A 13,692-nucleotide genomic window follows, 5' to 3' on the forward strand; every position below is an offset into this window, starting at 1 on the left:
GCTCCTTCCTTTTGGATCAATCCAAGATATCCAAATACACTTTTTTGCCGTGGTGGCTGCCTGCTGCTGAGTAAACAATCGTACGGATCGCTTTTGCCACACGACCTTGCTTCCCGATCACTTTACCCATATCCTCCGCATTCACTGATAACCGATAAACGACTCGTTGAGACTGTTCTTCAGATACCACTTTCACGTCGTCCGGGTAATCGACTAACGGTTTTACAATTGTTTCAATCAGCTGCTTCATGTCCACCCCTCCAAATTACTTGCTGTATTTAGCGTTATGGAATTTTTCCATGATACCTTGTTCTGAGAACAAGTTACGAACTGTATCAGATGGTTTTGCTCCATCTTGAAGCCATTTCAAAGCCAATTCTTCGTTGATTTCAACTGTTGCTGGCTTTGTAAGCGGGTTGTATGTACCAACCTGATCGATTTGACGGCCGTCACGTGGTGCACGTGCATCAGCTACTACAATACGATAAAAAGGAGATCTCTTAGCTCCCATACGTTTTAGACGAATTTTAACTGCCATTATTATCTACACCTCCGAATAGTTTCACACAAGATAGTATATTACCAAGGTTTTATTTGTTTGTAAAGGTTTTTTTCTTAACACCCTCTATTTTATTTAAAAAACGCATCAAAACCAGGCATTTTACCTTTCTTCTTACCTTTTTGTTGCATATTGGTCATTTGCTTAACCATTTTCTTCATTTCCTCAAACTGCTTTAGCAAACGGTTGACTTCCTGTGTAGAAGTTCCAGATCCTGCAGCAATTCTTTTTTTGCGGCTCGCATTAATAATTTCTGGGTTCTCGCGTTCAGCAAGCGTCATGGAATAAATAACTGCTTCTACACGACCCATTTGACTCTCATCCACTTTGGCATTGTCGAGTCCTTTGATCTTATTCGCGCCCGGCATCATTTTTAAGATTTCGTCGAGTGGTCCCATCTTCTTTACCTGTTGCATTTGATCAAGAAAGTCGTCAAGTGTAAAGCTTTGAGTGCGCAATTTCTGCTCTAACTCTTTCGCTTTATCCTCGTCCACGTTTTCTTGTGCTTTTTCAATCAAAGACATGACATCGCCCATACCAAGTATCCGTGACGCCATACGCTCTGGATGGAATGGTTCAAGTGCATCCATCTTCTCGCCCATACCGACAAATTTGATAGGTTTTTCTGTAACGGTACGAATCGATAACGCCGCACCACCACGTGTGTCCCCATCAAGTTTTGTCAAAATGACGCCAGTGATTCCGATTGTATCATCGAAACTTTTTGCCACGTTGACTGCATCTTGACCTGTCATGGCATCTACTACGAGAAATACTTCATCGGGATTAGTTAACTCACGAATATCTTTCAATTCTTGCATGAGCGCTTCATCCACATGGAGTCTACCTGCAGTATCAATGATTACCACATCATTATGCTCACGTTCCGCCTCTTCCATTGCTTTGCGGGCAATTTCAACAGGTGACTGATCGGTGCCCATAGAAAATACAGGTACGGTAATCTGTTTTCCCAAAGTTTCGAGTTGCTGGATCGCTGCTGGGCGATAAATATCTGCTGCCACAAGCAAAGGTTTCTTATTATGTTTTTTACGTAAAACTGTAGCCAATTTACCGGTAGTTGTTGTTTTACCAGCACCTTGCAAACCTACCATCATGATGACTGTAGGTGATTTACGTGCGAATTGAATGGGGTTTTGTTCTCCACCCATTAGATTCGTTAATTCGTCTTTTACGATTTTCACTACTTGCTGACCAGGTGTCAAACTTTTCATTACGTCCTGACCTACTGAGCGCTCGCTGACCGTCTTGACAAATTGTTTAACGACTTTCAAGTTAACGTCTGCTTCAATTAGCGCAAAACGCACTTCACGCATCATTTCTTTTACGTCAGCTTCGTTAATTTTACCTTTGCCTGTAATTTTATTCATTGTTCCTTGCAGGCGTTCGGCTAGACCTTCAAATGCCATAGACAATCCCCCCTATTCAAAGTCTTTTAAGGTATGTAGCAATTTCATGAAGCGATTTGAATTTTCAGTAGGTACCATTTCTTCTAGCAACTCTACAATTTCAAGTCGACCTTCATGCTTTTCAAACAAATTGAGTTTCTTCTCGTAATCTTCGAGCATAGCCTCAGTCCGTTTCACATTGTCATACACAGCCTGTCTCGATACGCCATATTGCTCAGCGATTTCACCGAGAGAAAGATCATCTAAATAATATAATTGCATATATAAACGTTGTTTGTCAGTTAATAATGATTGATAAAAATCAAAGAGGAAGTTCACTCTTGTCGTTTTTTCAAGCAAGATCACGACCTCCTTCAGTCACTATTATATAGTATCGCGCACACGTATTGCTGTCAAGTGATTTTACTTGTCTTCTTCGATTTCGTTTCCATGTTCTTCAGTTTCTTCCATTTCTAATCCGTTCGCAAATAATCCATAGACATATTTCTCCGGATCGAACGGTTGTAAATCATCAATACCTTCACCAAGACCGACAAACTTCACCGGAATATCGAGCTTATTGCGAATTGCGAGCACGATACCGCCTTTTGCTGTACCGTCTAGTTTCGTCAATACAATACCCGTAACATTTGTTACTTCGTTAAATGTCTGCGCTTGGATTAATGCGTTCTGTCCAGTCGTCGCATCCAACGCTAACAATACTTCATGTGGCGCGCCTTCAATTTCGCGGCCAATAATGCGGTGTACTTTTTCCAGCTCATTCATCAAGTTCACTTTATTTTGTAAGCGACCAGCTGTATCACAGATTAAAACATCAACGTTACGCTTCTTAGCTGCTTTCACCGCATCAAAAATAACGGCAGCTGGATCTGAACCTTCCGCCTGACGAACGACTTCTACGCCCGTGCGCTCTCCCCAGACAACAAGCTGTTCAATCGCACCTGCTCGGAATGTATCTCCAGCAGCCAACATAACGGTTTTGCCTTCTTTTTTGAGGCGGGCAGCCATTTTACCGATCGTTGTCGTTTTACCTACGCCGTTTACGCCAACCATCAAAATTACGTTCAATCTACCTTCTTCGATATTCAATTCGCTGGAAACTGTTTCACCTGAATTATAAATTTCTACAAGCTTCTCAGAAATCAATGACTGCATACCTGTCGTGTTTTTAATATTTTTACGTTGCACTTCTTCTTTTAGCAAATCAATCAATTCCATAACTGTTTCAAAACCAACATCCGCTTGAAGTAACACTTCTTCCAGTTCTTCAAAAAATTCTTCATCGACGACACGGAATCTAAACACTAAATCGTTAACTTTCGATGTAAATGAATCGCGCGTCTTCGTCAATCCATCTTTAAACTTCTCTGCTACCGCTTCGTTCGTTCCTGATATTTTATCTTTTATCTTCTTAAAGAAAGACATTCATTTCACTCCTTAGCTACTGATTTCTTCTGCCATTTCAGATAGTTTAACAGAAAGCAATTTCGAAACACCCGATTCTTGCATCGTAATGCCGTACAGGACGTCTGCACCTTCCATCGTACCTTTTCGATGCGTGATCACGATGAATTGCGTCTGGTCCGAAACTTTCTTTAAATAATTACTATATCGTACCACGTTCGCTTCATCCAGTGCCGCTTCCACTTCATCTAAAATGCAAAAAGGCACGGGGCGAACTTCTAGAATAGAGAACAGCAAGGAAATAACAGTTAATGCACGTTCCCCCCCAGATAACAAACGTAAATTCTGCAACTTCTTTCCTGGAGGTCGTGCCATGATATCAATTCCCGTAGTCAGTAAGTTGGTTGGATCCGTTAATACAAGATCTGCTTCTCCTCCACCGAACATGTCCTTAAACACGCGACGAAAATGACTGCGGATTGCTTCAAACGTTGTCTCGAAGCGACTCTTCATTTCCTGATCCATTTCTGCCATTGCTTCTTGCAACGTGTTTTTAGCTTCAACCAAGTCATTACGTTGTGATTGTAAAAACTCATGACGTTCTGAAACTTCTTCAAATTCCTGAATTGCATTCGGGTTGATAGGTCCTATCTTAGCTAGTTGTTGCTTACAATTCTCTACCGTTTTGCGAAGTAGCGGAATATCCAATGCTTCAAGATGCAATTCATTCGGCCGTAAGCCATACTCTTCATCCAATCGATCTCTGACCGTTTCATATTGTGTTTCGAGTCTGGATAACTGGATCCTTAGTGTATTCAAACGCTCAGAAATAGTACCTACTTGTTGTCTGATCGTTTTAATACGCTGTTCATGATCACGAACACGTTTAGCTTGCTTAACACGCTCAGCTTTTTCCATCTCGATCGTTTGTTGTAAGTATTTTTTTGTGTCATTCGCTTGCTGACTTTGCTTCTCTATTTCTTCAGGTGTTAATTCCTTGCCAATGACAAACTCCTGCACATAATGCTGTTCTTCTTGCAAACGATTAATTATCAAGTCTAATTCATCTATTTGAGTGATTGTTTCTAATATACTGCTTGAATGATAGGCGTTCTGCTCTTTCAATACTGCACTTTTTTGCTGTAAGTCATGTAATCTCTTCTGCAAGGACTGCTGTTCTTCGCGTCTATTCTCTACTAGTCTTTCTAAACCTTCTAACTTTTCCAACGTCTCTTGAAGTTCCCTTTTCAATGCTTCATGTCGGATTTGTAAATCTTGTTTTTTAGTCGACAACTGCTTTTCTGCAGAGACAGTATCTGTACGTCCGATTTCAATTGTGGATATTTCCATTTCGACGGAACGCAATTCCATTTCAGTTTCTTGTAATGACGCATGGATTAGGGACTTTTTCTGTTGGGTTTCTTCTAACTTTACACGCAATTGATCACGAAGATGTAAACTCGCACCAACTAAATTGCGAGTTTCTGAAGTTAGTGCGGTAGCCTGCTGAATAGATTGATCCATTTTTTGCAGTTGATTGGAAAGAGTCTCCAGTTCAGCCTTGCGGGAAAACAGCGTGGACTGACCTTTCGCACCGCCACCTGTCAATGAACCGCCAGCGTTTATAATATCCCCATCAAGTGTCACTATACGATAGCGGTGTCCTATTGTTTTAGCTAAACCTGATGCAGTTTCTAAATCATTAGCAATAATCGTCTGACCCAATAAATTTTTGGCAACTGACTCATATGCTGCGGACGTTTGAATGAGTTCAAATGCTGTACCGATGAAGCCGTGCTGTTGAGAAAGTACTTGCCGGCTATTCATAGGAAGTTCACGTGGCTTTAAGATATCCATAGGAAGAAACGTAGCGCGACCGAAATTTTTCGTTTTTAAATAACCGATGGCCCGTCTTGCATCATGCTCAGTCGTGGTAATGATATGTTGCATAGCACCACCAAGAGCTGTTTCGATTGCCTTTGTATAAGCCGGTTCCGTCGTAATGAGTTCCACTACAGCTCCTTCGATCCCTTGTATACGTTGCTGTTTCTTCGCATGAAGTACTTCTTTGACACCTGAATAGAACCCTGAAAAATCCTTTTCAAGACTTTCCAGAGCACGAAGTCTTCCTTGCATTTCGGATTGTTTACGCAATGCTTTCTGTAGAACTTGCTGTTGCGTAGATAAACGTTGTTCTTCTGCTGTTAATTGTTGTTGACAAGCTTTAGCGGAATTTTCTAGCTCATCTAGCTGTTTTTGAACAGTCATTTTTTGCTGGATTTTCTCCTGCTGTTCTTTAGCTAGTTGTTGTTTTCGTTCGGAAAGTAAAGTAGTCTGAACGGTAATCTTTTCTGTAGAAGATTTTTCTCCCTGAAGCCGCTCTTCTACATGCTTGATTTCACTGCGCACAGTAGCCTCTTCATTGAGCCGCTCAATATAAACAGATTTCAACTGTTCAATTTGCTGTTCCGTTTCTTTTAATGAACTATTCAACATAGCCGTGACTTGCTTACTTTCTTTCGTAACTTCTTCAAGCTCACGCTGAGCAGTTTTCTGCTTCATCTGCATAGCACGATGTTTGTCTTTAGCCATTCGTTGAGTTTCTTCCGCTGTTTGCAACTCTTGTCTAATACGCTCCACTTGTTGCTTCGTATTTCGAGTCTTTTCAACGGACAGCAATCTTCTACCTTCCCACTTTTCAACTTCTGCAGTCTGTTTGATCAATTCGTTTTGGTACTCATCCAGTTGAAGCTCTACTTTCACAAGGCCTTTCTTATCAATATCCAGATCTTTTTCATATTGTGTGAGAGTATCCGAAATCTTTCGCTGTTCGGCTTCATCATTTTTCACAACTGCTGCTATTTCAGAAATCTGCTGTTGCAAAGAAGAAGCGTCGTGATGGAGTAAACGAACATCCGCTTCGCGAAGTTCAGAACGCAATGTAGACGCTTTACGAGCCAGACCTGCTTCTTTTTCTAGGGGAACAAGTCGATCATCGATTTCTTTTAGTATATCCAGTACGCGATCTAAATTATCCGTCGTCTCAAATAATTTATGTTCCGCTTGTAGTTTATGTGTTTTATACTTTAATACACCCGCCGCCTCGTCAAAGACATTGCGTCTTTCATCAGCACGGCTATTTAAAATCTCATCTACACGACCTTGCGAAATAATAGAAAATGCTTCTTTACCCAATCCCGAATCCATAAATAGCGTGGTGATGTCTTTTAACCTGCAAGTCTGACCGTTCAGTAGATACGCACTGTCTCCAGATCGAAAAACCCTTCTAGTTACACTGATTTCAGTGTAATCAAGCGGAAATAAATTTTGTGTATTATCCAAAATGAGTGTGACTTCTGCAAAATTAACTGCTTTCCGAGAATCACTGCCTGCGAAAATGACGTCTTCCATTTTACTACCACGCAATGATTTTGCAGATTGTTCACCGAGCACCCAACGAATCGCATCAATAATATTACTTTTTCCACTTCCGTTAGGTCCTACGATCGCCGTGACTCCCGGTACGAAATCTATATGGATTTTTTCCGCGAAAGATTTAAAGCCTGCGATTTCCAGCCTCTTCAAAAACACGATTAGTTCTCCCCTTCGGTTGTCTGCATCAATAAATGTTCTATCGCACGACGGGCAGCTTCCTGTTCGGCTTCTTTCTTGGATTTGCCGATTCCTTTTCCAAGTCGTTGTTCATTAAGATTAACGACTGTAACAAACTTTTTCGCATGTGCAGGACCTTTTTCTTCAATGACTTCATATTGAAGGGGTCCGTTATTTTTTTGCTGCACCAATTCTTGCAGGCGACTCTTATAATCTGTCACATGCGAAAAAGCTCCGATACTAATTTTCGGAAAAACGATTCGCTTTAGGAACTCTTCAACGACTTCCATGCCTTGATCCAAGTAAAGCGCACCAATATACGCTTCAAATACATCCGCTAATAATGCAGGACGCATTCTTCCACCAGTTAGTTCTTCACCCTTGCCAAGAAGAATATAGTCTCCAAAGTTCAATTCATTTGAAAACTTAACAAGTGATGGCTCACAAACAATCGCTGCACGAAGTTTCGTCAGTTCTCCTTCGCTTTTTGCCGGTTCTGTACGGAATAGAAATTTAGATACCCCAAGTTCTAATACAGCATCTCCAAGGAATTCTAATCGTTCATTATCAGAAAACTTCTTGCGGCGATGTTCATTGACATAGGATGAATGGGTAAATGCATTATACAATAGATTCTCATCCCGAAATTGAACGCCTAGTTTCTGCTGGAGTGTGCTGAATTTCTCGCGTACAGCTTGTGGCAATGTAGGGTGTGATACCGTTTCTTTAGAAGTTCTTTTATTTTTCATAAACTACTCTGCCTCTCATCTATTAATAGTCTGTACACACTTGTAAAGCGAAAAGAGACGCTTTCTCCTTTTCAGATGAAAGGAAGAAAGTGTCTCACCAAAAAGGTCATTCGCCTACTTTTGCTGTAATGTACGTTACTGCATCTCCGACAGTTGCAATTTTCTCTGCATCATCATCAGAAATTTCCGTTTCAAACTCATCTTCAAATTCCATAACAAGTTCTACTACATCTAGTGAATCAGCTCCAAGATCCTCACGGAAAGAAGCCTCAGGTTTTACTTCGCTTTCATCGACGCCTAGACGGTCGACAACTACTTTTGTTACGCGCTCAAGTACTGTTGACAACATAGTCACCTCCTCTCAAGGCCAAAGTCAGCTCATTAGCTACTATTGAATTATAGAGGTTAGCCCCCCCGTTACGCAACCATAAATAGTGCTTTCAAAGAAGTAGTTCTTTTACATCACCATACCGCCGTCGACATTGATAGTTTGACCGGTAATATATTGCGCTTCGTCAGATAGTAAGAATGCCACAGTTCCCGCTACATCTTCAGCACTTCCAAGTTTCCCTAAAGGAATCGTTGACAATAATTGCTCTTTCATATCATCACCCAATTCGTCTGTCATATCAGTTGTGATGAATCCTGGAGCAACGGCATTTACTAAAATATTACGTGCCGCCAATTCTTTTGCAGTTGTTTTCGTCAAACCAATAACTCCTGCTTTAGCCGCCACGTAATTTGCTTGCCCTGCATTTCCTACAACCCCTACAACAGAAGCCATATTGACGATCCTTCCTGCGCGCTGACGCATCATTTGACGCGTGACGGCCTTAGTGCAAAGGAAAACACCCTTTAAATTAATTGACAATACATCATCCCACTCGTCTTCTTTCATGCGCATCAATAAATTATCTCGGGTGATGCCAGCGTTATTGACGAGAATATCAATGCTTCCGAATTGTTTAATCGTCTCATCCATCATTGCTTTCACTTGTTCAGCATCGGAGACATTCGCTTGGAATACGAGCGCTTCTCCGCCCGCTGAACGAATTTCAGCCGCTACAGTTTCTGCACGATCTTGGCTACCGCTATAATTGACGACTACCTTTGCACCTTCTGAAGCTAAGCGTAATGCGACCGTGCGCCCAATCCCTCTAGAAGCTCCTGTGACTACTGCCGTTTTTCCATCGAATCTTCCCATCATGACCATCCTTTCGCTTCTTCAAGCAACTTTTCAAGCGTTTCTTCATCATATACTGGGTATACTTTAGCAGTACGGTCTATTTTACGGATCAATCCACTCAATACTTTTCCAGGTCCGCACTCTATAAAACGAGTAACACCCAATTCAAGCAATTTTTCAATAGACTCTTCCCAACGGACCGGGGAGTACAGTTGTTCAACCAGTAATTTTTTTATTTCATTCTGCTTTGTTACTTCATCTGCCGTAACGTTCGCGATGATCGGAATTACTGCATCCTTCATTTCAATACCTTCGAGCGTCTTTTGTAACTCTCCAGCTGCTGGTTGCATTAGAACGGAGTGGAAAGGTCCACTTACATTCAATGGCAGTGCACGTTTCGCACCCGCTTCCTTCAAGGCTGTACATGCTTTATCCACACCCTCTTTGGCACCGGAAATAACAATTTGGCCAGGGCAGTTTAAGTTGGCTGGTTGCACAGGATGTCCCGACTCTGTGATGTTCGATGTGATCGACTCCAATACATCACGATCCATTCCAAGTATGGCCGCCATGGCACCCTTACCTGCTGGTACCGCTTCATTCATATACAGACCTCTTTTATGAACAGCAACTACCGCATCTTCAAATGAAAGAACTTTGGATTCAACAAGGGCGGTATACTCACCCAGGCTATGTCCCGCTGTATAGTCTGGCGTAATGCCTTCTTCTTCCAAACGCGCTGCAATCATCGCACCCACCGTGAGTAGAGCTGGTTGAGCGTTATAAGTCAACGTCAATTCATCTTGAGGACCTTCTAGCATCAATGAGCTCAGTTCAAAACCAAGAGCTTCATCAGCTTTTTGCAAGAATACCTTACATGCTTCATTCTTCTCTGTGAATACTTTCCCCATCCCTACAGCTTGTGAGCCTTGTCCCGGGAAAACAAATGCCAGTTTACTCAAGATTCCTCTTCCTCTCCGATTGTTTTTTTAATTGTTTCGCATACTTGGTATTGTACCATGGTTCTTGCTTGGCGAACCGCATTAAAAAGTGCGTTGGCATTCGACGAACCATGTGCTTTGATGACAGGATGGTTCAAACCAAATAAGCCCGCTCCACCATACTCCGCGTAATCCATCTTATTCTTCAAATCTTTTAGATCATCTTTGACTAATCCAGCCGCAAGCTTGGTTTTCAACGAAGACATGAACACTTCTTTGATCATGGAAAATACATTCATTGCCGTACCTTCAATAGTTTTCAACACCATATTCCCCGTAAAGCCGTCTGTGACAACGACATCTGCCACACCATTTAACAAGTCACGCGACTCCACGTTACCGATGAAGTGTATAGGTGCAGCTTGCAACTCTTCAAAGGCAAGTTTTGTCAGCTCATTACCTTTTCCAGCCTCTGTACCGATATTTAATAGGCCCACACGTGGTTTGTCAATGCCGCGAACTTTCTCGGCGTAAACACTGCCCATGACGGCAAACTGCGCCAACTGCGAAGGTTTACTATCTGAATTCGCCCCAGCATCCAATAACACGAATCCGCTACCGTCAATCGTCGGTAAAGTCGGTGCCAGTGCTGGTCTTTGAATACCTTCCAAGCGACCAACGATAAAGAGTCCTGCCGCCATGAGAGCACCTGTATTACCAGCCGACACACATGCCTGTGCCTCGCCATCTTTTACCGCTTGCGCCATACGGACCATGGATGCATCTTTTTTCTTTCGAATTGCACGCACTGGCTCATCATCAGGTTCAATGATTTCGGAGCAGTGTACTACTTGAAGGCGCGGATGTGTTTCGAGGAATGGTGCCATTTTTTGCTCATCACCAAATATATGTATTCTAATGTCATCAAATGCATGAAGGCTCTGTAATACTCCTTTCACAATTTCCTCTGGTGCATTATCTCCACCCATTGCGTCTACTGCAATAATCATATGTAATTACCCGCCTTTTTTTGTTGTACGATACATTTGAAACTCCCCCGAGAAAACAGGTTCACTTTCCACTGTCGACAGGACATCGACTACCGTACTTTTATTTTTCAAGGTTTCCTTGCGTACAGTAGCACGAGACACTACCCGATCACCAGCTCTAACTGGCTTTTGGAAGTGCAGTGAGGAACGAACCGTCAATGCTAAGTCATCATCCAAGACAGCTACGGCTAATGAATTCGCCTGTGCAAATAAATGATGACCTCTGGCAATACCATTTCGTTTAAATACATGCACTTCTTTTACATCAAAAATTGAAATCGCTTTATTATCCAATTCCACATCAACAATTTCTCCAAAGATTTCTTCAGCTTGCATAGACTTCACTGTACCTAACATTTGTTGAGATGCTACGGATTTTAACCGCTCTCGCAATTCCGGAATACGACATTCTAACCGATCCAGCCGCACGGTTTGGATGCTCACGGAAAAATGCCTGGCAATGTCTTCATCTGTTAGAAATGGATCTTTTTCAAGCAGCGTTACGAGTAATTGTTGCCTCTCCTGTTTCGGAACTCTCAATTACTACACCCCTCTAGATTAGCACTTGGTATTAACACTAAGTATATAAAGAGGTAAATCAGATTGCAAGAGGTTATCGAATTTACTACGTTCACGTCTATTAGTCTATCCGCTTATCAGTGAGTGCGCCCGACTGCTCAAGACGTCCGCGTAACGTTGCATACTCGTCATTTGTCCAAAATGCATCCGAATTTAACAAACGTTCCGCATCATCACGCGCTATAGAGAGTGCTTTGAAATCATGGACCAAGTCAGCCATTTTAAATTCTGGCATTCCACTTTGCTTCTTACCAAAAATATCTCCTGACCCGCGCAGCTCCAAATCTTTTTCAGCTAAAATAAATCCGTCGTTTGTTTCTGTCATCGATTGCATTCGCATCTTTCCTTCTTCTGTCGACGGATTAGCGAGCAATACACAATACGACTGATCTGATCCTCGTCCTACACGTCCCCTTAATTGGTGTAACTGAGCCAGACCGAATCTCGTGGCATCATAAATCAGCATGAAAGTTGCGTTCGGTACATTGACACCTACTTCTACAACTGTCGTGGAAACAAGGATGTTTAACTGTCCTTCACTGAATTCCCGCATGACTTGGTCCTTTTCAGCTGAAGGCAATCGACCATGCATCAAGCCTACAGTATAGCGACCACCGAAATAATTGTTCAATTCTGCATGCACCTCGACTGCGTTTTGGACATCCAATTTATCGGATTCCTCGATCAACGGACAAATGACGTACGCCTGCCTTCCTGCACGCAACTCTTTTTCCATCTTCTGTAATACAGGCAGTAAAGAGTCTTCTTTCAACCAATGTGTTTCAATTTCTTTTCGTCCTGCTGGTAGTTCATCTAAGATCGAAACATCCATTTCCCCAAATACCGTAATCGCTAATGTTCTTGGAATAGGAGTTGCAGTCATGAATAGTACATCTGGATTTAAGCCTTTATCTCGCAAGACACGACGTTGTTGCACTCCGAAACGGTGTTGTTCATCTGTCACGACAAAGCCCAGTTTATGAAACTGCACTTCAGGTTGGATGAGCGCATGCGTACCGATCAGCAAGTCAATCTCCCCAGCTTCTAAGCGTTCCAACAACTCCTTTCTGGCTTTCGCTTTCGTAGATCCAGCAAGAAAAGCAACAGTTACACCGAATGGTTCGAACCAGTTGGCTAATAATTCAGCGTGTTGTTCAGCTAATATTTCTGTTGGCGCCATCAATGCCCCCTGGAATCCTGCAGTAACCGCTGCATACAGAGCTATGGCTGCGACAGCTGTCTTACCTGACCCCACATCTCCTTGCAGTAAACGATTCATACGCAGTGGTGATTTCAGTTCTGCACATAATTCATTCACCACACGTTTTTGCGCATTCGTTAATTCAAATGGCAACGTACTGATGAACTTCTTTAGCAAATCCAAATCATATTGAATAACAAGTCCTTTTTCTTGTTCTTTGCGTAGTTTTTTCATTCCTTGAATTTTCAACTGAAAAAGTAATAATTCCTCATAAACAAAACGTCTTCGAGCATGCTTAACGTCTTCAGCTTTAGTCGGGAAATGGACCATCTCTAGTGCTTGGGCTATAGAAGGCAGCTTGTATACTTCCAACATCTCACGCGGTAGTGTCTCTTCTATGTCTTGGGCTGTTAAGTCTATTACTGTGCGCATATAACGACGAAACGTTTTTTGATGCATAATCCCCTTCAAACTATAAACCGGCTCAAAATCAGTTTGCTCACCGGCATGTAGACGATTCACCGTAATCGTCTGACGACCACGATCCCATGCTCCCGTAATACTTATTTGCATTCCCGTGTGCAGACGGTCTTTTAAGTAATGCTGATTGAAAAATACAGCTTTCACCAAGTGATGGCCGACCAATAAACGAACTTGCATTCTGGAGCGGTTTTTCCCTGAATAAAACACTGCCGGTTCGGACTCTACTCGGCCTTCTACTGTGACACGCTCACCATGCGGCGTTTCAGTCAAATCTCTCATACGAAAATCTTCATGGCGATACGGGAAAGTATATAACAAATCTTCAATCGTCAAAATTCCTAGCTTTTCGAATTGTTCAGTTGTTGTTTTCCCTATCCCTTTTACTGTACCTACACTATTTTTCAAGATGTTCTCCACGTGAAGAATACCTCCTTCCCATATCTCATTAGAAAACGAATGTTCTTCTTTTTAGTCTACCATGAAAAGGCGGGATAATAAAAAC

13 protein-coding genes are annotated in these 13,692 nt (G+C 42.2%); all 13 read right to left on the reverse strand.

Annotated features, from left to right (window positions below):
- Window positions 1-16: 16 nt before the first annotated feature.
- Window positions 17-250: a KH domain-containing protein gene (locus tag CSV70_RS12090; protein WP_085133215.1), complete on the reverse strand. Its 234-nt coding sequence runs from the start codon at window positions 248-250 to the stop codon at window positions 17-19.
- Window positions 251-265: 15 nt separating this feature from the next.
- Window positions 266-538 carry a 30S ribosomal protein S16 gene (gene rpsP / locus CSV70_RS12095; RefSeq protein ID WP_029052320.1) on the reverse strand — a complete coding sequence of 91 codons (273 nt, stop codon included), beginning with the start codon at window positions 536-538 and terminating at the stop codon, window positions 266-268.
- A gap of 92 nt (window positions 539-630) precedes the next feature.
- Complete coding sequence (ffh, locus tag CSV70_RS12100; protein ID WP_085133214.1) at window positions 631-1,986, reverse strand: signal recognition particle protein; 1,356 nt, start codon at window positions 1,984-1,986, stop codon at window positions 631-633.
- A 12-nt stretch (window positions 1,987-1,998) separates the two neighbouring features.
- Window positions 1,999-2,325 (reverse strand): putative DNA-binding protein, encoded by a 327-nt coding sequence (locus tag CSV70_RS12105; protein ID WP_085133213.1) that lies wholly within the window; start codon window positions 2,323-2,325, stop codon window positions 1,999-2,001.
- 63 nt (window positions 2,326-2,388) lie between these two features.
- Window positions 2,389-3,411, reverse strand: a complete 1,023-nt coding sequence (gene ftsY / locus CSV70_RS12110) for a signal recognition particle-docking protein FtsY (protein ID WP_099628697.1) — start codon at window positions 3,409-3,411, stop codon at window positions 2,389-2,391.
- Between the two features lie 12 nt (window positions 3,412-3,423).
- On the reverse strand, window positions 3,424-6,981 hold the full coding sequence (smc, locus tag CSV70_RS12115; protein ID WP_158232371.1) for a chromosome segregation protein SMC: 3,558 nt from the start codon (window positions 6,979-6,981) through the stop codon (window positions 3,424-3,426).
- Window positions 6,982-6,983: 2 nt separating this feature from the next.
- Window positions 6,984-7,751 (reverse strand): ribonuclease III, encoded by a 768-nt coding sequence (rnc, locus tag CSV70_RS12120; protein ID WP_085133210.1) that lies wholly within the window; start codon window positions 7,749-7,751, stop codon window positions 6,984-6,986.
- Window positions 7,752-7,857: 106 nt separating this feature from the next.
- On the reverse strand, window positions 7,858-8,097 hold the full coding sequence (locus CSV70_RS12125; RefSeq protein WP_085133672.1) for an acyl carrier protein: 240 nt from the start codon (window positions 8,095-8,097) through the stop codon (window positions 7,858-7,860).
- Between the two features lie 111 nt (window positions 8,098-8,208).
- The gene (gene fabG / locus CSV70_RS12130; RefSeq protein WP_085133670.1) at window positions 8,209-8,955 is read right to left on the reverse strand and encodes a 3-oxoacyl-[acyl-carrier-protein] reductase; all 747 of its coding nucleotides are present in this window, start codon (window positions 8,953-8,955) and stop codon (window positions 8,209-8,211) included.
- Window positions 8,955-9,899: an ACP S-malonyltransferase gene (fabD, locus tag CSV70_RS12135; protein WP_099626356.1), complete on the reverse strand. Its 945-nt coding sequence runs from the start codon at window positions 9,897-9,899 to the stop codon at window positions 8,955-8,957. Before fabD ends, fabG begins: the two co-directional genes overlap by 1 nt.
- On the reverse strand, window positions 9,896-10,888 hold the full coding sequence (gene plsX / locus CSV70_RS12140; RefSeq protein WP_099626355.1) for a phosphate acyltransferase PlsX: 993 nt from the start codon (window positions 10,886-10,888) through the stop codon (window positions 9,896-9,898). Before plsX ends, fabD begins: the two co-directional genes overlap by 4 nt.
- Before the next feature lie 6 nt (window positions 10,889-10,894).
- The gene (gene fapR, locus CSV70_RS12145; RefSeq protein WP_085133207.1) at window positions 10,895-11,467 is read right to left on the reverse strand and encodes a transcription factor FapR; all 573 of its coding nucleotides are present in this window, start codon (window positions 11,465-11,467) and stop codon (window positions 10,895-10,897) included.
- Window positions 11,468-11,567: 100 nt separating this feature from the next.
- Window positions 11,568-13,607 carry an ATP-dependent DNA helicase RecG gene (gene recG, locus CSV70_RS12150; protein WP_099628695.1) on the reverse strand — a complete coding sequence of 680 codons (2,040 nt, stop codon included), beginning with the start codon at window positions 13,605-13,607 and terminating at the stop codon, window positions 11,568-11,570.
- Between the last annotated feature and the right edge of the window lie 85 nt (window positions 13,608-13,692).

It is taken from the genome of Sporosarcina sp. P25 (genome assembly GCF_002743235.1).
Classification (GTDB): domain Bacteria; phylum Bacillota; class Bacilli; order Bacillales_A; family Planococcaceae; genus Sporosarcina; species Sporosarcina ureae_B.